We start from the raw sequence: 19,956 nt of genomic DNA on the forward strand, positions 1-19,956 counted from the left end.
GTCCCTTGAGGCATTCCCACGCAGAGCGTGGGAACGATCATCAGTGGAGAGGATTCACCAGGTTGGCGGGTTTTTCCCCAGCCAACGCCGCCAACAGATTCTCCACTGCACACCGCGCCATCGCCTCGCGCGTTTCATGGGTCGCCGAACCCATGTGCGGCGTCGCCACCAAATTGTTCAACTGCAACAACGGCGAGTCGTGATTCAGCGGTTCACGCTCAAACACATCCAGCCCCGCCGCGCGAATCCGGTTATGCCGCAAGGTGTCGATCATCGCCGCCTCATCCACAACCTTGCCCCGTGAAATGTTGATGAAGATGCTCTCCGGGCGCATCAACGCAAACTGTTCAGCGCCAATCAAGCCTTCAGTCTGCGCCGTCAGTGGCAAGGTCAGACAGATGAAATCCGCCTGTCGCAACAGATCCTCAAGACTGCGGTACTGCGCATCGAATCGCGCCTCGACCGCCGGTTTGCGCGACTGACTGTGATAGATCACCGGCATCCCGAACCCGAAATGCCCGCGCTGCGCCAATGCCTCACCGATCCGCCCCATGCCGATGATGCCCAGTGTCTTGCCATGCACATCGGTACCGAAATGCGCCGGGCCGATGCTGCGATGCCAGTGACCGCCGCGCACCATGTTCGCCAGTTCCACCACGCGCCGGGCAGTGGCCAAGATCAGCGCGAAACCGGTGTCGGCGGTGGTTTCAGTGAGCACGTCCGGGGTGTTGGTCAGCATGACCTTGCGTCGGGTCAGGTAGTCAATGTCGTAGTTGTCGACGCCGACCGAGACGCTGGAAATCGCTTCAAGCTTCGGCGCCAGATCGAGCAGCGCCGCGTCCAGTTTCAGGCTTGCACCGAGCAACCCGTGGGCAAACGGCAGGGCGTCGCGAAGCTTCATCAGACCGTCGGCATCGAGGCTGTCGATCAGCGTCACGTCGACCTGTTCCTCAAGGCGCGCCATCAACGCCGGCGACAGTTTCTTGTACAGCACAACCTGTTTTTTCATCGCAGTCATCTCTCTATCAATTCAGGAGTGGGCCGGCAGCGGACGCGGTGCGACTGGCTTGGCCGTCACCCGGTCGCTCGCGCCGGGCTTGAGAAAAATCGTCAGCACCACCGAGAGCATCAGCGCGCCACTCATCAGCAGATACGAAGCGCCGGGCGAACCGGTAGAGCTGTTGAGGTAACCGACCAGATACGAGCCGCCGAACGAACCGAGAGCACCCATGCTGTTGATCAGCGCCATGGCGCCACCGGCAACGTTGGCCGGCAGGATCTCCGGCACGATGGCAAAGAACGGCCCGTACGGCGCGTACATGCACGCGCCGGCAATCACCAGCAGCGTGTACGACCACCAGAAATGTTCGGCGCCCAAAGCGTAGGAACCGTAGAACGCCACCGAGGCAATCAGCAGCGGCGGCCAGACGAAGCGTTTGCGCTTTTGCAGTTTGTCCGAGCCCCACGACACCAGCAGCATGCCGATTACCGCCGCCAGATACGGCAGGGCCGACAGCCAGCCGGCCTCGATCATGTCCATCTGCGCGCCGGCCTTGAGGATCGACGGCAGCCACAACACGAAGCCGTAGACGCCGATGCTCCAGCAGAAGAATTGCAGCGCCAGAATGATTACCTTCGGCGAACGGAAGGCTTCGGCGTAGTTCTTCACCGCTTTGATGCCGATCTGTTCGGCGGCGAGCGCGCTTTCCAGATCGTGCTTTTCCTGGTCGTTGAGCCACTTCGCCTGGGCCGGACGATCATCGGCCAGCTTCCACCAGATAAATGCCCAGAGCACCGCCGGCAGACCCTCGATGATGAACATCCAGCGCCAGCTGAAATGCTGCACCAGATAGCCCGAAACCACCGACATCCAGAGCATGGTTACCGGGTTGCCGAGGATCAGGAAGGTGTTGGCCCGCGAGCGTTCGGCGCGGGTGAACCAGTGACAGAGATAGACCAGCATCGCCGGCATCACCGCCGCTTCGACCACGCCGAGCATGAAGCGGATGACGATCAGCCAATAGGCGTTGGAGACCACGCCGGTCAGCGTGGCGAGCCCGCCCCAGAGGATCAGGCTGACGAAGATCAGCTTCTTGACGCTGTGCTTTTGCGCGTAGATCGCGCCGGGCACCTGGAAGAAAAAGTAACCGAGGAAGAACAGCGCGCCGAGCAGCGAAGACAGGCCCGGGGTGATCATCAGGTCGGCGGCCATTCCGGACGCGGCGGCGAAGCCATAATTGGCGCGGTCGAGGTACGCCAGGCTGTAGGTGATGAACACGATCGGCATGATGTACCACCAGCGGCGGGTGGCGAGGGTTGCGGTTTTCATGGTCTTGCTCCTGAGCTTGTTGTTTTTGTCGCAGCAGGGTTCAGATTTTGTAGTGGCTATGCGGGCCCATTCGCGAGCAAGCCCGCTCCCACATTTGGAACGCATTCCAGTGTGGGAGCGGCGGTGCGACGATTCGACTTGCTCGCGAAGGCGGCCTCGAATTCAGCGGTGACTTCGGATCGGGTCGGCAAACCCTCCATGTCGCCACGGCTCTGCACCGCACGACTGCCAATCCAGTTGGCGCGTCTGACCGCCTCGGGAAAACTCTGGTGCTCCAGCAGGGCACTGATCATCCCGACCGCAAATCCATCCCCGGCACCGACCGTATCGACCACGGTTTCCACCGGCACCCCGGCGACAAACCCCTGATCCAGATGCGTGCGGTAATACGCACCCTGCGGCCCGAGCTTGATCGCCACGGCTTCGGCACCCTGATCGAGATAGAACGCGGCGATATCCGCCGGATCTTCAAACCCGGTCAGCAATCGACCTTCGCTCAACCCCGGCAACACCCAGTGGGCGAGGGCGGCGAGGCGGTTGATCTCGCTGATCATCTCCCGCTCGCTGGCCCACAGGCTCGGACGCAGGTTCGGGTCGAACGACACGCTGCGCCCGGCGTTGCGCATGCGGGTCATCAGTTCATGGGACATTTCCCGGGCCGATGCGGACAGCGCCGGTGGAATGCCAGTGGCGTGCAGATGCCGGGCGCTTAACAGCGTCGGGCTGATCGACTGCGGCGACAGATGACTGGCCGCCGAGCCGCGACGAAAGTACTCGACCGTCGGATCGCTGCCGTCATCGTTGCGGGATTTCAGCTGGAAACCGGTCGGGTGCGCGTTGTCGACTTCGACATGGCTGCAATCCAGACCTTCGCGGGCCAGGGTTTCAACGACAAATCGTCCCAGCGAATCAGCCCCGACACGGCTCAGCCACGCCACCTTGAAACCCAGCCGCGACAATCCGATGGCGACGTTGCTGTCCGCCCCGGCAATCCGTTTGTGAAACTGCTCGACGGTGGCCAGATCACCGCTCTGTTCGGCGACAAACATGGCCATGGTTTCGCCGAACGACAGAATATCGATCTCAGACATGAGCAGGCTCCAGACGGGACTGGCCGAGGCGGGCGAGGGCGGCGACGTGTTCGGTGGTGAGTTGCACCAGATCATCGCCCTGCAACGGGTATTCGGCGGCGCGCATGACCCCTTGGGCCATGTGCCGCAGCAGTTGTTCCCACAGATGCAGGTCAGTGGCAGCCGGCGGCACGGCCACCAGTTTGCCGTCGGCGCGGCGGGCCACGGCTTTGCAATGCACGTAACCGACATGACGGCCCAACAGTCGGGCGGCGCTGGTGGCGGACTGGTCTTGCCACTGCCAATTGCCGATATCGAAGGTCATTTTGATCGGCAGGTTGTGTTGCTCGACGGCAGCGAAGAAACGCTGGAACGGTTCGATGCGACCGCCGTGCAGGGTCTGATCATTCTCTACCAGCAACTGCACAGGGCTTTGCGCGAGGATCTGCGCGAGCGTCTGCAGATCGTTGTTGTCGGTGAAGAAGCCCAGCGACACTTTCAGCCACTTCGAACCGAACGCTTCGGCGTTTTGCAGCGCGGTGATGAGTTCCGGATTGGGCCGCGACTGACCGGCGAGCCACAGTTCGGTCGGCGAGGAATAGATGCTTTGCAGGCCTTGAGCTTGCGTGGCGGTGGAGAGTTGTTCCGGGACTTCGTTGGTCAGCAGCTCTTCACGCCATTCGATGCGATTGGCGCCCGCAGCGGCCAGCACCTCTATGAACGAAGCCTGACCACGACGACGAACAAGGTCGGCACCGAAGCTGGAAAGGCTGATGGAAACGGCAGGTTTATTCATTGTTATCCACCTCTGAAACCGGTTTCATTTTTGTTCAAAAAAAATCATCAAGTTGTGCAGTGCTCTTTCGGGCCCCTTCGCGGGCAAGTCGAGTCGTCGCACCGCCGCTCCCACAGATATAGCGTCGTTCACAGTTCTCAAGTACACCCGAACACCTGTGGGAGCGGGCTTGCCCGCGAAGAGGCCGCATCAGTCACCGCAAAGTCCAAGGGTCGAACCGCGCTCGATCAACACAGGCGCAAAATCCAGTATCCGCGCCGCTTCATCATCCCCACGCAACCGCTTGAGCAAACACTCAAACGCCCGCGCACCAATCTCCTCTGTAGGCTGGGCGAGGGCGGTGATTCCGCTGCCTACCAACGGATACCAATCCAGATCATCCAGCGCGATCAGCCCGACAGCCTCGAACAGCCGGCAGCCAATCTCGCGTAAGGCCAGGGTACAGGCCAGCGCCGCCACGCCATTGGCGCAGAACAGGGCTTTTGGGCCGTTATCAGGTGTGTTCAAAAAGATTTGAAGATCGTTCGCTAGGCTTGGGCCGGTTTCCAGCACCGCGCCACGCATGTCTTCACGCTGGCCAATCTGCTGCTGAAAACCGCTGACCCGCTCGATCCGCGAACTGGTGCCGTCATAGGGTTCCGTCACCAGCAACACATCGCGATAGCCACGCTGCTGAAGATGTTCGAGCGCCATCTCGATGGCCTGCGGGTTGTTCAGCCCGACCATGTCGCTGTCCAGCCCCTCGACTTTGCGATCCACCAGCACCAGCGGCATTTCCCGCTTCAACTCATCCAGTTCATCCCGGTGATGGCCCAGGGTGTTCACGATCAGCCCTTCGATGTTGTACGAGCGCAACAGCGCCAGGTGCTGGCGTTCCTGCTCGTCATCGCGGTCGGTGTTGCACACCACCAGGCTGTAACCGTGCCGGCGGCAGGCGGTTTCCACGCCGTGCATCACGGCAATCGAATAAGGGTTGCGGATATCGGCCACCAGCATGCCGATCAGGCGCGTGCGGCCGCGTTTCAGGCCGCGGGCCATTTGATTGGGGCGATAGCCGAGTTCGGCAATTGCCTGCTCGATGCGCTGGGCGATGGCATCCGAGAGCAGGGCGCGGTCGTCACCAATGAAGCGCGAGACGCTGGCCTTGGACACGCCTGCGTGTTCGGCGACGTCGAGCATGGTGACGCGGCTGCGCTGGGCGGCGGAGAAATCGTTCACGGGTGGGTCTTCTTATTGTCTGAAACCGGTTTCAGGAGACACCAAACCCTTTGGTGGCGTCAAGTGAAGATGCTTTGCGTAGCCGGGTGGAAGTCGGATAAGTCCGACAGACGGTAGCAATACCTGTCAGATCTGACAGTAGGCAGCGCAGGAGATCAGATGTTTACTTTTACCCAACGAACAGCTTTTTATTTTCATCAGATTCCAATCATCAATTTTGATGGCAGGTTATGAAAAATGTCGATATCGACCAATAAGGCACCCACTTCCGCGGGAACAGTTAATTCAGCGGGAGGCGGTATTCTTGCCGACATTATAAAAGTTGACGGTGTAGACCCGAGTGATGTCGAGGGTAATCTCACACCTCCAGAATCTACAGGCGGGACTATTGCGAGAGTACCGAGATGGAAGGACTATTCGGCTGATCCAAAAAGGCCGGACAGGTTGCAAGTGTTTTTCGAACAGCTCGGAAGTATAACGACGATTCACGACAAGCCTTACGTGCCAGTGAGTATTACTGAGATTCAGATACCGCTTACTCCTTTATTGTTGAGCAAAAGCGGAGTTGCCTGGTTGTATTATCTGGTCACTGACGCGGACGGTAACGACGATCCCGCGCCCCGGCGGAAACTGACAATCGATCACACGCAGATTCCAGTTCGGCCATTACCCGAAGTAAAATTTCTTCACACGACTTTCTGGGGGTACTGGAACTGTATTATTCTTCCCGCTCTCAGCGGGGGTGGGTGGATTGAAGTTTTGCCTCAAGTGATTGGCAGTCCCAAAGATCTTTATATATTGGAATGGAGAGGATGTGAAAGTCTCAACGGTGTAGGCGAAGTTAGCGAAACATTTGGTACTTTTGAGAGAGAGTTGAGTGCCGAGGATAATTCGAAAGGTTTCAGAATGCTCATACCGTACGAAAGGTTTATAAAGCCGTTAACGCCTGGTGTGGTCATTCAATCGGCGTTAGTGGTGGGTAAAATTTACAGTGGAGGGAGGTTGGTTGCGCAGTCCGGATCTGCGTTGGTAAAAATCGATACAACAATACCTGGATAGTTGTGCCGTCATAACGAGCACTTCGCTTGTTGTTTTTCGGGTGGATGGTTCTTGCCGATTGAATGGAAAGGGTCTTCAGAAACACGTAACTCCCTGAAAGACTCTGGTCATTTTGGTAAGTGTTCTTGAGTAACAGCTTTTCTATTCTCATCATGGAGCGTGTGAAATGACTATCGAAGAAAAAATTCCTGCTGATACAAAAAGTGCGAAAAGTGCGAATGCAGGTGGCGGCGTCCTTTCTGATCCACCGGTTATTGCTAACCTCGCAGTGAATGGGCGAGTTAAAAAGGCTGATTTTGACAGAGGGACTGTCGACATCGAACTTTCTGGATTGAACAACTCGGCCAGTGGGACGGCAACACTTGAACGGGTTAATCCGGACGGCACGGTCACGCCTCTTGAGTCAAAAAACCTGGAGGGCGCCAACGTACCGTTGATGTATGCATTGAAAATAACCGACATTCCTGAACATACAGCGCCGGAAGATCCTACTCCTTATTTATTTCGGTTCGCGGTTTACGATGGCGACGGCAACGAGGACCATTCCACGGCTCCTACTACCGTGTTGGCCAGGTATCGTGGGCCATACGCAAGGAAAACCCCTTCAGGCAGAGGCCTTGTCCCGGCGGTTGCGTATGTGAATGCGCCGGCCGATGGCATCCTGAATCAGGCTTGGTTTAACAACAATCCAGGAGGGCTCAGGTGCAAGCCAGTCACAACTTATCCTTTTAGTCATGCGGAAGATATTCATAACTTCTATTTGAATACGAGAGCTTTGCCCTCGAGTTCGTAAACTCCGATTTTTAGCGGGACGCTGAATGCGAGCGGAGAGTTTGTTTTAGGTAATGACGTCCTACGCGCACTGGGTAATGTATCACTTTATCAACTCACCAATATTGTTGACGTCGCCGGATTCAGGAGCGGCGATTCGATACCCAAAAAGGACCTTGCAATCCAGCAGCCACCGGCAGTTGTATTTTTCCCTCTTGAAGTTCCAGAAGCCGGTACCGATGGCACCACCGTGCTGACGCTGAAACACTTCAACCCTGTTGTAAATGGTGTAAGCAAAACCGTAAAGGTCAACCTGCCTCGGCCTACGAACGGTGCTGCGGGAGCAATTATTGAAGTCAAGCTGGAAAATGAAGTCCTTGGCAGTAAGCCTTTGGGCGCATCGGGAGGGCTGGAATTTGATATGACCTACGATGCATATGCTGCTGCGATTGGCACGTCAACTGTCGAGGTTGCCGCAAAACTTACCTACACCTACAAAGAGGGTTCTGCAGCTGCTCAGGATTCGAAACAGGTAACCACGGTATATTTGAACAATAAGCGGCCAGAGATAGGATTGATACCGGAGCCGGATCTTGATAGTGAGAACATTCCACCTGTTGAGGTTACCGGCGACACACGTACTCTAAATCACCTCGTTCCAGGTGACTTTGGGGAGCCGATTAAATTTACGTTCAAAATGTGGGAAATGGACGTTGGTGATCCACTGTCCGGTACTGCAACGGTGGGCTTCCATTACAACGAAAAGTTCATGGGGGATACAACCATTGATCCGACCGATACAGAGGCCTCAATATATGTAGACTTCGCTACAGTCTCTGTTCATGGCACTGGTATAAAAAAAGCGTATTGCGACATTCGTTATCTGGATGTTGACGCTACTGTCAAACAGAAAACCCCGACCGATGTTAACTTCGAGGCTAATGAGGTCAAGCTGGAGGAGCACGCGGCGAGGACTTTCAATACCGACAGAGTATGCAGTTGCCCTTCGTTCGACCTGGTTGGAGGCGAGCTTCTATGGCGTGTGGCCGTGCCACAAGGGCAAAGTTCGCTGCCGGCAGGTCAAAGCATCACGCTGCATGCCGTAGGTTATGACGACGTCGCAATGACTACACCAATCGGTACTCCTCACTCGGAGACGAAACAGGTTGTTGCCGGGGTGCAAACCATTTTTGATGTCAACTTCACTTATCTCAAGACATTGCAAGGTCCGATCGTGCCATTTCCAGGAACCCCCAACTTTAACTACGTATATGTATGGTACGAAACCACGATCGCCGGAACACTCTACAAATCACCGGAAGTCCTGCACAGGGTCAACGTGCGCAATACCAGTAGCAAGTTCTGCGATGGCAGCGAGTAAGTAACTACCGACCGTGCCTGGCTTACAGGGAGACTGTGAGCCAGGTGACGGTTTCACTTACGAGTTATGAAGGTATGTCCGGCTACAAAAGAGGACTTGTCCTACAGATGTATGTGGGGTTGGTCTGTAGTCTCCCGCCCCGCAAATCCTGCTTCAGCGGATATTCCGACAACTTCATGTAAGAGTTTTTTCCTATGCCAATGTCGTCATTGCGTTCCAGAACAATTGTCAAAGGATGCGCACTTTCGGCGCTCTCATCATTTGTGTTTCTCGCTGCGTCCGTACAGGCCGGTCCCGTTCCTGGCGGCACGACTCATACCATTGACAACAATTTACCCGCCGAAGACTGGACGTTGGATCCCGGCTCTACGCTCATTTCCAACGGTGCCCAGGCACTCGACGTGACCGCTCAGGGCGCGACATTCAACAATAACGGTGGGAGTGCGGGGCGCCTCGATGGAAGACTTAATTCAACGTTCAATCTAACCAACGCGTCCGTTGATCGTATCGGCGGTGGATTTGCGGTAATGGTCAACGACAGCACTGCAAACTTCGACAACAGCACGGTCACCAGCGACGACATCGGCCTGCAACTGATCCGCAACAATTCGGGGCAGATCGGCTCCAGGGTTTTCCTCACGAACAACAGTTCTGTTGTCGCGCTCAACGGTGGCGCTCTGGCGACCGGGTTCAGCCAGATCAATCTTGCGAATTCATCCATCGAGGCCACCAGTTCGACGGCTTATGGCGTTCGCTTGAGCAATGCCGATCTCAATGCTGTCGGCAGTACGATTACCGGTGGATTGAACGGTTTACAAATCGGTCGTGAAATTGCCGGGGTCAGAACCTCCACAATAAAACTGGATAGCACCACGGTCGAAGGTAAAGCGGGTGCTGCCATCGTTGTCGGTTTTCAGGACAGGTCGGGAATCACTGCGAATATCGACGCTACCAACGGTACTCGACTGATCGGCGCCAATGGCACGATGGTGGAGGTCAACGATGGGGCCGCAGTCAATTTCAAAGCGGATCGCAGCGACCTCACGGGCAACTTTGTTGTGGAGTCCGGCAGCTCGGCCACCGTTACCTTGCAAAATGCCTCGACGCTCAATGGTGATTTGCAGAATGTCGGCCAGGTAAGCCTCGACGCGAGCGCAATGACTGGTAACGTGTTGGCGGATAGCGCGAGTCCCGCTCTGGTGCAACTGACCAATGGTTCATCGCTCGAAGGTGATTTGCGCAATGTCGCTCGTTCGGTGCTCGACACCGGCAGTGTTCTGAACGGCAATGTACAAGCCGCTGCGGGAACCGCGGCCACTGTCAGCCTGAACAACGGCTCGGTTATCAACGGCAACGTCGACAATGTCGCCAGCCTCTCACTGAACAATGGCAGCACGCTGACCGGCAACGTCACTACCGATACTAATGGCAGCGTGCTGCTGGACAACGGTTCGGTACTCACCGGCCAGATCAACAACTCGGGCAATCTGACCATCAACAATGCTGCGCAATGGGTCATGACCGGTGACAGCACCGTGCAGCAACTGGGCATGAACAACGGTGTCGTGCAGATGGGTACCAACGAGCAGTTCCTCCATCTGAAAGTCGGCAATCTCTCGGGTAATGGCACCTTCGTGATGGGGACCGATCTGGGTAATGGCAATACTGATTTTATTGAGGCGGACAATGCCACCGGGCGTCACCAATTGTTGATCTCGGCTACGGGGACTACGCCGGTTACGGCAGATGCGGTGAAAGTCGGCAATATTGCCGCCGGTACTGCTGCTTTTACTCTGGCCAATAAAGACACGGTGGATGCCGGTACATTCGTTTACCGACTGAAGCAGGACGGGCAGGGCCTGTACCTCACCCCGGACAAGGAAACCGTCAGCACTTCGACCAACACCGCCCTGGCTTTGGCCGGCAGTGCCCGCAGCGTATTGAACGCGGAAATGAACATGCTCAGCGACCAGATCGGTGATCGTGGATTGAGCCTCCAACCCGACGCTTCGCTTCGCGCGGCCAGCGACAGTGACACCACTAAATTGAGTAACAGTGTCTGGGTGCGTACGAATGGCAACCAGTACCGCGTCAAGAATGCCTATGGCAATGGCTACAGTCAGAACACGAACGGCATCACCGGTGGTGCCGATACGACGGTGGACATTGCCGGCCGCGCCTGGGTTGTCGGTGGTTTCGTGGGCGCCAGCCGCACCAACATGGACCTCAAATACGGCTCCAGCGCGACGGTCGACAGTCTGAATGCCGGTGCCTACGGCAGCACCTACGATGTTGGAAGTGATGTGTTCGTCAACGTCATGGCCAAGATCAACCAGTTCGACAACAAGGCCAAGGTCACCATGAGCGACGGCACGCGGGCCAAGGGCGGCTACAAGGCTTTGGGTGCCAGCGGTTCGGTGGCGGTGGGCAAGCATATTCGCCTGAAAGACGACTGGTTTGTCGAGCCGCAGGTCCGGGTTTCCACCGGCGTGACCCAGAGCGACAGCTATCGGTTGGACAACGGCCTTGAGGTCGAAGCCGACACCATGCGTTCGCTTCAGGGCAATGTTGGAGTAAGGGGTGGTCGAGTCATTGCCCTTGAAAAAGGCAGCCTGCTGGAACCGAGCCTGTCGCTGGGCGCCAACCATGAGTTTGTCAAAGCCAACCGGGTCAAGATCAACGACGACAGCTTAGATGACGATCGCGCCAGCAGTGGCCTAGAATATGGAGCGGGTCTGAAATGGACACCGGCGCAACGCAACTGGCAGGTTTCCGGTCAGGTCGGTGGCAGCAAAGGTAATACCGTCAATCAGGACTGGAGTGGCAGCCTGCGGGTCAGTTACTTCTTCTGATGCGCTGAAACAACAAACGCCCCGTGCAGAGATGCCGGGGCGTTTTTTTTGCTCAACCGAACAGCCCGGCGGCGATGTTGATCGAGAAACCCAGAATCGCGGTGTTGAACACAAACCCGATCAACGACTGTGCCAGCACGATCTTGCGTATCTCCCGCGTTGCCACGCCAACATCCGCCGTCTGCACCGCCACCCCGATGGTGAACGAGAAGTACAGAAAGTCCCAATAGTTGGGCGTTGTCAGGCCATCGGCAAAGCGCAGCGCGGGCTCCTTGCCGTCCCAGGTGTAAAACAGCCGGGCGTAGTGGACGCAGAAAATCACGCCGATCAGCAGCCATGAGCCGATGACCGTCAATGCGGTAAAACCGTAATGCATCAGTTTGTGGTGGGTATCCAGGTCCTTGCTGCCGACAAGTTCCAGGGTGATGGCCGCCAGGCTTGCCAGCGCCGCAATACACACCACGAACAGCACCAGCCCGGCGTTTTCATCTTCGACGACGGCGATCTGCTTGACGTCCGGCGCCTTGGCCCGGGCGGTGAGCCAGAGCATCAGCACCAGATAGGTCCAGACCCCGGCATTCCAGCCGATGAGTATTTTACTGATGACGGAATCGGCGGGTACCAACAGGCCGACGGCGAGGCCGAGCAGGAAGGCGGCAGAGAGGCGAGGGTGGGTGCGGGCGAGGAAGCGCATGGAGAGCTCTTTGTTGACGGCGTCGAGCAAACCATAGCATGGGTGTGGGTTCTGGCAGGTGCTGTGAACTTGAGCGATGTCGGCCATACTCGCCAGAGTGGTTTAAAGTCAAGAGCAGTCTTATGAAAGGTGAACGCCTTGATACACGCTTGAGGGCGGTAGCAAGGCGTCCAAGATTTATCGCATTCTGAATCTGTCACTTTTCAACAGACAGGATGCCATTGGATATCTCTGCGGTTATTCCGCCATCTGATATACCTGTGAAGCTGAGTGTCGCCTCGATCTTTCCCTCTGCAGTCTCTGGGTCGGGTAAGGAGGTGAGGGTTATCTGACCACTTTTTGGACGGAAGGGATCAATCCTGCCGTCAAGCATCACGAAAAGTGCCTGAACCTTGTCGGTGTCGGCAGCGAGGTTATAGGTTTTGTTCAGGACGACGCTTGTTGAAGCACGAACAGTGAGAACGTGGTGGTGTGGATCGGGCCTTGAGCCTACATCTTCGGTATGAACTACCCAGGATTTGCCAAGTTCTGGATGGTTCTGTTCCAGATTAAGGCTTGCGTTTGTCGACCGATACTCGAAGTTTTTGCCGTAGTCAGGGATTTCAACATGTGCGGAGGCAGAGCCGGTCGCATTATGTATGCCGGCATTCAGGTATTCATGGTTTGAACCTGTATCTTGTATGCCAAACGTTCCTTTGCTGACCACGACCTGCTGACCCGTTGGAGCTTTAGCCGTGCAATCCAATGTGCCTTCTGCAACGTTTTTGTCTGGGTCAAAGCTGATCTTCAATAACCCTCTCTCTGCTACGTAAGGCGACAGTGTGGTCGTATCGTTGCTTATCACGTAGTGGACACGCACCTCAGGATTGCTTGCACTCAAGTCGTAGGTTTTGTTCTCGATTTTTTCGTAGGAATTAAGATATATAACGATTCTTCTATAGGTATAAAGCTGATCCTCTACAGACATTCGAGCACTGATAGTCGGAGTGTCAGTACCTGAAATAAAAAATCTGTCGGCAGAAAATTTCTCGGCGTATGGGTCGTCTGTTTGAGCAGTGAAATAGCTCGCTAGACTGGTTTTTTGAATGTTCATTGACGGCTCCTGTTCGTGAGTGAATCAGGAGCCAATCTAGGGCTTTTTAGTTTCTGAAGAACCTGTCAGCTTTGACAGGTATAAAACCGTATTTCCTTATAGCGAATGTTCAACTCTTTCCTGTCCAGCGACGTACGGCTTTCACCACCACCACAAAAAATACCGGCACAAAAATCACCGCCAATGTCGCCGTAATCATCCCGCCAATCACTCCGGTGCCGATGGCTTGCTGGCTCGCCGAACTCGCGCCGGTGGCAATCGCCAGCGGCACCACGCCCAGAATGAATGCCAGCGAGGTCATGACAATAGGGCGCAACCGCAGGCGCGCCGCTTGCAACGTGGCGTCAATCAGGTCATGCCCTTCGTCATACAGACTCTTGGCAAACTCGATGATCAGGATCGCGTTCTTCGCCGACAGGCCGATGATGGTGATCAGCCCGACCTTGAAGAACACGTCGTTGGGCATCCCGCGCAAAGTCACCGCCAGCACCGCGCCGAGTACGCCCAGCGGTACAACGAGCAGCACGGAAGTCGGAATCGACCAGCTCTCATACAACGCCGCCAGACACAGAAACACGATCAGCAGCGACAGCCCGAGCAGAATCGGCGCCTGGCTGCCGGACAAACGTTCCTGCAGCGACAGACCGGTCCATTCCTGGCCCAGACCCTTCGGCCCTTGGGCGACCAAACGTTCGATTTCCGCCATGGCTTCGCCGGTGCTGTGGCCGGGTTTCGGTTCGCCGGAAATCGAGATTGCCGGGTAGCCGTTGTAACGGGTCAGTTGCGCCGGGCCCTGGGTCCATGTGGCTCGGACGAACGCCGACAGCGGCACCATTTTCCCGGCGTCGTTGCGCACGTGCATTTTCAGCAGGTCATCGACCTGACTGCGGCGATCGCCTTCAGCCTGCACGACAACCCGTTGCATCCGCCCCTGATTGGGGAAGTCGTTGACGTACGAAGAGCCGATGGCGGTGGACAGCACGTTGCCGACGTCGGCGAACGAAACCCCCAGGGCATTGGCCTGCTTGCGATCCACTTCCAGCTGCACTTGCGGTGCTTCGGCCAGCGCGCTTTCACGCACGTTCATCAGGATCGGACTTTTCTCGGCGGCGGCGAGCAACTGGGTGCGCGCCTCCATCAGGGTCGCATGACCAAGGCCGCCGCGATCCTGCAAGCGGAACTCGAAGCCGCTGGATGTGCCCAGACCATCCACCGGCGGCGGCAGCACGGCGAAGGCTACAGCGTCCTTGATCTGGCTCAGGGCGATGTTGGCGCGGTCGGCAATCGAACTTGCCGAGTCATCGCTGCCACGCTGCGACCAGTCCTTGAGCGTGGTGAACGCCAGCGCGGCGTTCTGCCCGCTGCCGGAGAAGCTGAAACCGAGAATCACGGTGCTGTCGCCCACACCCGGTTCGCCGGCGTTGTGCGCTTCGATCTGCTCGACCACCTGCACCGTACGGTTCTTGCTCGCACCGGGCGGCAGTTGGATGTCAGTGATGGTGTAACCCTGATCTTCAACCGGCAGGAACGAGGAGGGCAGGCGCGCGAAGCACAGGCCCAGACCCACCAGCAACACAACGTAGATCAGCAGATATCGACCGGTGCGTTTCAGCGCGTAACCGACCCAGCCCTGATAACGATCAGTCAGTTGCTCGAAGCGGCGGTTGAACCAGCCGAAGAATCCGGTTTTCTCGTGGTGCTCGCCCTTGGCGATCGGCTTGAGCAAGGTTGCGCACAGTGCCGGGGTCAAGGTCAGGGCAAGGAAGGCCGAGAACAGAATCGAAGTGGCCATCGACAGTGAGAACTGGCGATAGATGACGCCCACCGAACCCTGCATGAACGCCATCGGAATGAACACCGCCACCAGTACCAGCGTGATGCCGATGATCGCGCCGGTGATCTGGGTCATCGCCTTGCGCGTCGCCTCTTTCGGTGACAGGCCTTCGGTGGCCATGATCCGCTCGACGTTCTCCACCACCACGATGGCGTCGTCCACCAGAATGCCGATGGCCAGCACCATGCCGAACATGGTCAGCACGTTGATCGAGAAACCCAGCGCGAGCATGGTCGCGAAGGTGCCCATGAGCGCCACGGGCACCACCAGCGTCGGGATCAGGGTGTAGCGGATGTTCTGCAGGAACAGGAACATCACCGCAAATACCAGCAGCATCGCCTCGCCGAGGGTGTAAACCACTTTGGTGATCGAGACCTTCACGAACGGCGAAGTGTCGTAGGGGATCTTGTATTCCACGCCCGCCGGGAAGTAGCGCGACAGTTCATCCATCTTCGCCCGGATCAAAGTGGCGGTGCTGAGGGCGTTGGCGCCCGGCGCCAGTTGCACGCCGACGGCGGTGGACGGCTTGCCGTTCAGACGGGTGCCGAACTGGTATTCCTGGCTGCCGATCTCGACCCGCGCCACGTCCTTGATGCGTACGGTGGAGCCGTCCGGGTTGGCCTTGAGCACGATGTCGGCGAACTCTTCCGGCGTCGAAAGCTGACCCTTGACCAGAATCGTCGCGGTGATTTCCTGAGTGCTCGGGTTTGGCAGATCGCCGATGCTGCCGGCCGAGACCTGGGCGTTCTGCGCGACGATGGCGGCGTTGACATCGGCCGGCGTCAGGTTGAAACCGATCAGCTTCTGCGGATCGACCCAGATCCGCATCGCCCGCTCGGCGCCATACAGCTGGGCCTTGCCGACGCCGTCGATGCGTTTGATCTCGTTCATCACGTTGCGCGCCAGGTAATCGCTGAGCGCCACGTCATCGAGCTTGCCGTCGCTGGAGGTGAGGGTGATCAGCAGCAGGAAACCGGCGGAGACTTTCTCCACCTGCAAGCCTTGCTGGTTGACCGCTTGCGGCAGACGCGACTCGACCACCTTGAGGCGGTTCTGTACATCGACCTGCGCCAGTTCCGGGTTGGTGCCCGGCTGGAAAGTGGCCTTGATCGTGGCGCTGCCGAGGCTGCTTTGCGATTCGAAATACAGCAGGTGATCGGCGCCGTTGAGCTCTTCCTCGATCAGGCTGACCACGCTTTCGTCAACGGTCTGCGCCGATGCGCCCGGGTACACGGCATAGATTTCGATCTGCGGCGGCGCGACGTCGGGGTATTGCGCCACCGGCAATTGCGGGATGGCCAGCGCACCGGCCAACAGGATGAACAACGCGACGACCCAGGCGAACACCGGGCGGTCGATAAAGAACTGCGGCATAGAAGAGCGTCCTGCTTACTGACCAGAGGTCTGGGCAAGTGGAAGAGGGGTGTCGTCGATCTGCACCACTTCGCCCGGACGGGCGTGTTGCAGGCCTTCGATGACAATGCGGTCGCCGGCCTTCAGGCCTCCGGTGACGATCCAACGGTCGTTCTGCACAGCGCCAAGCTGAACCGGCTGTTGGGCGACGCGCATCTGATCGTCGACGGTCAGGACTTGCGCTACACCGGCGCTGTCACGCTGCACCGCACGTTGCGGCACGGTCAGGCCGTGTTGAATCACGCCTTGTTCCAGGCGAACGCGAACGTAGCTGCCGGGCAGCAGATCGAGATCCGGGTTGGGAAACTCGCTACGCAGGATGATCTGACCGGTGCCCGGATCGACCGTGATGTCGCTGAACAGCAGTTTGCCCGGCAACGGATAGAGGCTGCCGTCGTCCTGGATCAGCGTGGCCTTGACCTGATCCTGGCCGACCTGCTGCAACTGGCCGGAACGGAATGCCCGGCGCAGTTCGTTGAGTTCGCGGGTCGACTGGGTGAGGTCGGCGTGGATCGGGTTCAGTTGCTGGATCAGCGCCATGGGCGTGGTTTCGTTCTGGCCGACCAGTGCGCCTTCGGTCACCAGAGCGCGACCGACACGCCCGGAGATCGGCGCGGTGACGGTGGCGTAACCGAGGTTCAACTTCGCGCGCTCGACGGCAGCCTTGTTGGCGGCAACGTCGGCGGCAGTCTGCCGGGCGTTGGCGCGGGCGTTGTCGTAGTCCTGAGCGCTGATGGCCTTGTCATCGATCAACTGGGCGTAGCGCTGCTCCTGCAGTTTTGCCTGGAACGCGTTGGCCTCGGCCTTGCGCAGGGCCGCTTCGGCGCTGTCGAGGTCAGCCTTGAACGGCGCCGGATCGATGCGGAACAGTACGTCGCCCTTTTTCACGTCGCTGCCTTCGCGGTAGGTGCGTTGCAGCACGACGCCAGCCACTCGGGCGCGGACTTCGGCAATGCGCGGTGCGGCAATTCGCCCGCTGAGTTCGCTGCTGATCGACAGGGGGCGCGCCTCAAGGGTTTCGATCCGCACGGTGGCCGGCGGCGCCTGTTCCTCGGCGTTCGAGGATTTATCACAGGCACTCAGCGTCAGCGCCAATGCGATCAGGCCGAGCCCGGCCAGCAGATTCTTCGACATGTACAACCCCCAATATTGATCTGCGCATCCTACGGACAGTCGCCGAGGGTAGCGGTGAAGCTTTGTAGGCGCTGTGTGAAATTGTGTAAGGGTTTTGCTCAGGGACGAGTGAGGGCGTATATCCTTTACGCCTTGATATTTATTGCGACAGATAAAGCATCGCGAGCAGGCTCGCTCCCACAAGGGATTGCATTCCAAATGTGGGAGCGAGCCTGCTCGCGATAGCGGACGATGGGTCGCCACTGTATTTCTGGATCACCTAAATGCCCAACATCCTCTTGGTCGAAGACGACACCGCCCTCGCCGAACTGATCTCCAGTTACCTCGAACGCAACGGTTACTCCGTCAGCGTGATCGGCCGTGGCGACCATGTGCGCGAACGGGCGCGGCTCAATCCGCCGGACCTGGTGATTCTCGACCTCATGCTGCCGGGCCTGGATGGCTTGCAGGTCTGTCGCCTGTTGCGCGCCGATTCGGCCACGCTGCCGATCCTGATGCTCACCGCCCGCGACGACAGCCACGATCAGGTGCTGGGCCTGGAAATGGGCGCCGACGATTACGTCACCAAACCCTGTGAGCCGCGCGTCCTGCTGGCGCGAGTGCGCACTTTGCTGCGGCGCAGCAGCCTCGGCGAACCGATGACCGCCAATGACCGGATCCTGATGGGCAATCTGTGCATCGATCTGTCGGAACGCACGGTGACCTGGCGCGAACAGCCAGTCGAGCTGTCCAGCGGCGAATACAACCTGCTGGTGGTGCTGGCCCGTCATGCCGGTGAAGTGCTGAGCCGCGACCAGATCCTGCAACGCCTGCGCGGCATCGAGTTCAACGGCACCGACCGCTCGGTGGACGTGGCGATTTCCAAGCTGCGGCGCAAGTTCGACGACCACGCCGGCGAGGCGCGCAAGATCAAGACCGTGTGGGGCAAGGGGTATCTGTTCAGCCGTTCCGAGTGGGAATGCTGATTCGATGTTCAGAATCCTGTTTCGCCTCTACCTGGTGACGATCGTTTCCTACAGCGCGGCGATCTATCTGGTGCCGGATCTGGTGGTGATGGCGTTCAAGCAGCGATTCGTCACCTACAACCTCGACTATTCCCGAGGCCTGCAATCGCTGATCACCAAGCAGTTTCGCGCGGTGCCGCAGGATCAGTGGCCAGCGCTCGCGGCGTCGATGGACAAGGATTTCCAGCCGCTGCACATCGTGCTCGCCCGTATTGATGACCCCGACTTCACCGCCATCGAGCAAGAGCGTCTGCGGCGCGGCGAAAACATGGTGCGGGTGGGCGACTGGGGCTGGCGCACGCTGGCGGTCACGCCGCTGAACGACGAAATGGCGGTGCAGATGGTGGTGCCGCCGGATCCGATGGACGTGAACCTGTTGTACTGGAGCATCAACGTGCTGATCGGCGCGAGTCTGCTGGCGTGCCTGTTGCTCTGGTTTCGTCCGCACTGGCGCGATCTGGAACGCCTCAAGGGCACGGCCGAACGTTTCGGCAAGGGCCATTTGAGCGAACGCACGCAGATTGGCCCGAGCTCGAACATCGGCAGCCTGGCCAACGTGTTCGACACCATGGCCGGCGACATCGAAAACCTGCTCAACCAGCAGCGTGACCTGCTCAACGCCGTGTCCCACGAACTGCGCACGCCGCTGACTCGCCTGGACTTCGGCCTCGCGCTGGCGCTGTCCGATGACTTGCCGCAAGCCAGCCGCGAACGCCTGCAAGGGCTGGTTGCGCACATTCGCGAACTGGATGAGTTGGTGCTGGAGTTGCTGTCCTACAGTCGCCTGCAGAACCCGGCGAAGTTGCCGGAGCAGGTCGAAGTGTCGCTGGACGAGTTCATCGACAGCATTCTGGGCAGCGTCGATGAAGAACTGGAATCCCCGGAAATCGTCATCGACGTGCTGCTGCACAATCAGCTGGAACGCTTCTCCCTCGACCCGCGCCTGACGGCCCGCGCGATTCAGAACCTGCTGCGCAACGCCATGCGCTATTGCGAAAAACGCATTCAGATCGGCGTGCAGGTCTGCCCGAAAGGCTGCGAGATCTGGGTGGATGACGACGGGATCGGCATTCCGGAAGACGAGCGGGAGCGGATTTTCGAGCCGTTCTATCGACTGGATCGCAGTCGCGATCGGGCGACCGGCGGGTTTGGTTTGGGGCTGGCAATCAGCCGCCGGGCACTGGAAGCGCAGGGCGGGACGTTGACGGTGGAAAGTTCGCCGTTGGGTGGGGCGCGGTTCAGGCTCTGGCTGCCAACCCCGACCTGATGATCGTTCCCACGCTGAGCGCTCAGCGTGGGAGTCAGCAT

The 19,956-nt window shown here is 58.3% G+C and carries 15 protein-coding genes; 6 read left to right on the plus strand and 9 right to left on the minus strand.

Annotated elements, in window-relative coordinates; genetic code table 11:
- Window positions 1–40: 40 nt before the first annotated feature.
- The 5 genes from CAF90_RS02925 to CAF90_RS02945 all read right to left on the minus strand — a co-directional run bounded on the left by CAF90_RS02925 (window position 41) and on the right by CAF90_RS02945 (window position 5,413).
- On the minus strand, window positions 41–1,009 hold the full coding sequence (locus CAF90_RS02925) for a D-glycerate dehydrogenase (RefSeq protein WP_085605143.1): 969 nt from the start codon (window positions 1,007–1,009) through the stop codon (window positions 41–43).
- A gap of 21 nt (window positions 1,010–1,030) precedes the next feature.
- Entirely contained in the window at window positions 1,031–2,329 is a 1,299-nt protein-coding gene (locus tag CAF90_RS02930) for an MFS transporter (protein WP_085603390.1), read from the minus strand.
- A gap of 56 nt (window positions 2,330–2,385) precedes the next feature.
- Window positions 2,386–3,420: a sugar kinase gene (locus CAF90_RS02935; protein ID WP_085603392.1), complete on the minus strand. Its 1,035-nt coding sequence runs from the start codon at window positions 3,418–3,420 to the stop codon at window positions 2,386–2,388.
- Entirely contained in the window at window positions 3,413–4,195 is a 783-nt protein-coding gene (locus tag CAF90_RS02940; RefSeq protein ID WP_085603394.1) for a sugar phosphate isomerase/epimerase, read from the minus strand. The genes CAF90_RS02935 and CAF90_RS02940 overlap by 8 nt, the downstream gene beginning before the upstream one ends.
- A 189-nt stretch (window positions 4,196–4,384) precedes the next feature.
- Window positions 4,385–5,413, minus strand: a complete 1,029-nt coding sequence (locus CAF90_RS02945) for a LacI family DNA-binding transcriptional regulator (protein WP_085603395.1) — start codon at window positions 5,411–5,413, stop codon at window positions 4,385–4,387.
- A gap of 237 nt (window positions 5,414–5,650) precedes the next feature.
- Between CAF90_RS02945 and CAF90_RS02950 the strand changes: the two genes are divergently transcribed.
- From CAF90_RS02950 to CAF90_RS02960, 4 genes are all read left to right on the plus strand, one after another.
- Window positions 5,651–6,472, plus strand: a complete 822-nt coding sequence (locus CAF90_RS02950) for a hypothetical protein (protein ID WP_085603397.1) — start codon at window positions 5,651–5,653, stop codon at window positions 6,470–6,472.
- 166 nt (window positions 6,473–6,638) lie between these two features.
- Window positions 6,639–7,265 (plus strand): hypothetical protein, encoded by a 627-nt coding sequence (locus CAF90_RS29655; protein ID WP_256578416.1) that lies wholly within the window; start codon window positions 6,639–6,641, stop codon window positions 7,263–7,265.
- 228 nt (window positions 7,266–7,493) lie between these two features.
- Complete coding sequence (locus CAF90_RS29660) at window positions 7,494–8,624, plus strand: hypothetical protein (RefSeq protein ID WP_256578417.1); 1,131 nt, start codon at window positions 7,494–7,496, stop codon at window positions 8,622–8,624.
- A 194-nt stretch (window positions 8,625–8,818) separates the two neighbouring features.
- A complete protein-coding gene (locus CAF90_RS02960; RefSeq protein WP_256578418.1) occupies window positions 8,819–11,476 on the plus strand; it encodes an autotransporter outer membrane beta-barrel domain-containing protein in 2,658 nt (885 codons plus the stop codon).
- 52 nt (window positions 11,477–11,528) lie between these two features.
- On the opposite strand, the gene CAF90_RS02965 is transcribed toward CAF90_RS02960, so the two are convergent.
- From CAF90_RS02965 to CAF90_RS02980, 4 genes are all read right to left on the minus strand, one after another.
- Window positions 11,529–12,170, minus strand: a complete 642-nt coding sequence (locus tag CAF90_RS02965) for a DUF1345 domain-containing protein (protein ID WP_085603401.1) — start codon at window positions 12,168–12,170, stop codon at window positions 11,529–11,531.
- 196 nt (window positions 12,171–12,366) lie between these two features.
- Window positions 12,367–13,263: a hypothetical protein gene (locus CAF90_RS02970; RefSeq protein ID WP_085603403.1), complete on the minus strand. Its 897-nt coding sequence runs from the start codon at window positions 13,261–13,263 to the stop codon at window positions 12,367–12,369.
- A gap of 109 nt (window positions 13,264–13,372) precedes the next feature.
- Window positions 13,373–16,471 (minus strand): efflux RND transporter permease subunit, encoded by a 3,099-nt coding sequence (locus CAF90_RS02975; RefSeq protein WP_085603405.1) that lies wholly within the window; start codon window positions 16,469–16,471, stop codon window positions 13,373–13,375.
- A gap of 15 nt (window positions 16,472–16,486) precedes the next feature.
- A complete protein-coding gene (locus CAF90_RS02980) occupies window positions 16,487–17,644 on the minus strand; it encodes an efflux RND transporter periplasmic adaptor subunit (RefSeq protein ID WP_011334302.1) in 1,158 nt (385 codons plus the stop codon).
- A 263-nt stretch (window positions 17,645–17,907) separates the two neighbouring features.
- On the opposite strand from CAF90_RS02980, the gene CAF90_RS02985 reads away from it, so the two are divergent.
- On the plus strand, window positions 17,908–18,609 hold the full coding sequence (locus CAF90_RS02985) for a response regulator transcription factor (protein WP_007960391.1): 702 nt from the start codon (window positions 17,908–17,910) through the stop codon (window positions 18,607–18,609).
- 4 nt (window positions 18,610–18,613) lie between these two features.
- On the plus strand, window positions 18,614–19,915 hold the full coding sequence (locus CAF90_RS02990) for an ATP-binding protein (protein WP_085603407.1): 1,302 nt from the start codon (window positions 18,614–18,616) through the stop codon (window positions 19,913–19,915).
- Window positions 19,916–19,956: the final 41 nt, after the last annotated feature.

Source organism: Pseudomonas sp. B37(2017), assembly GCF_002112885.1.
Classification (GTDB): domain Bacteria; phylum Pseudomonadota; class Gammaproteobacteria; order Pseudomonadales; family Pseudomonadaceae; genus Aquipseudomonas; species Aquipseudomonas paraglycinae.

Excerpts from the sequence above, each read along its gene's own strand:
- CAF90_RS02975 (WP_085603405.1), bottom strand. The coding sequence starts at position 16,471 with ATGCCGCAGTTCTTTATCGACCGCCCGGTGTTCGCCTGGGTCGTCGCG.
- CAF90_RS02960 (WP_256578418.1), top strand. The coding sequence starts at position 8,819 with ATGCCAATGTCGTCATTGCGTTCCAGAACAATTGTCAAAGGATGCGCA.
- CAF90_RS02930 (WP_085603390.1), bottom strand. The coding sequence starts at position 2,329 with ATGAAAACCGCAACCCTCGCCACCCGCCGCTGGTGGTACATCATGCCG.
- CAF90_RS02950 (WP_085603397.1), top strand. The coding sequence starts at position 5,651 with ATGTCGATATCGACCAATAAGGCACCCACTTCCGCGGGAACAGTTAAT.
- CAF90_RS02970 (WP_085603403.1), bottom strand. The coding sequence starts at position 13,263 with ATGAACATTCAAAAAACCAGTCTAGCGAGCTATTTCACTGCTCAAACA.
- CAF90_RS02965 (WP_085603401.1), bottom strand. The coding sequence starts at position 12,170 with ATGCGCTTCCTCGCCCGCACCCACCCTCGCCTCTCTGCCGCCTTCCTG.
- CAF90_RS02940 (WP_085603394.1), bottom strand. The coding sequence starts at position 4,195 with ATGAATAAACCTGCCGTTTCCATCAGCCTTTCCAGCTTCGGTGCCGAC.
- CAF90_RS02925 (WP_085605143.1), bottom strand. The coding sequence starts at position 1,009 with ATGAAAAAACAGGTTGTGCTGTACAAGAAACTGTCGCCGGCGTTGATG.
- CAF90_RS02985 (WP_007960391.1), top strand. The coding sequence starts at position 17,908 with ATGCCCAACATCCTCTTGGTCGAAGACGACACCGCCCTCGCCGAACTG.
- CAF90_RS02935 (WP_085603392.1), bottom strand. The coding sequence starts at position 3,420 with ATGTCTGAGATCGATATTCTGTCGTTCGGCGAAACCATGGCCATGTTT.
- CAF90_RS02980 (WP_011334302.1), bottom strand. The coding sequence starts at position 17,644 with ATGTCGAAGAATCTGCTGGCCGGGCTCGGCCTGATCGCATTGGCGCTG.
- CAF90_RS02990 (WP_085603407.1), top strand. The coding sequence starts at position 18,614 with ATGTTCAGAATCCTGTTTCGCCTCTACCTGGTGACGATCGTTTCCTAC.
- CAF90_RS29655 (WP_256578416.1), top strand. The coding sequence starts at position 6,639 with ATGACTATCGAAGAAAAAATTCCTGCTGATACAAAAAGTGCGAAAAGT.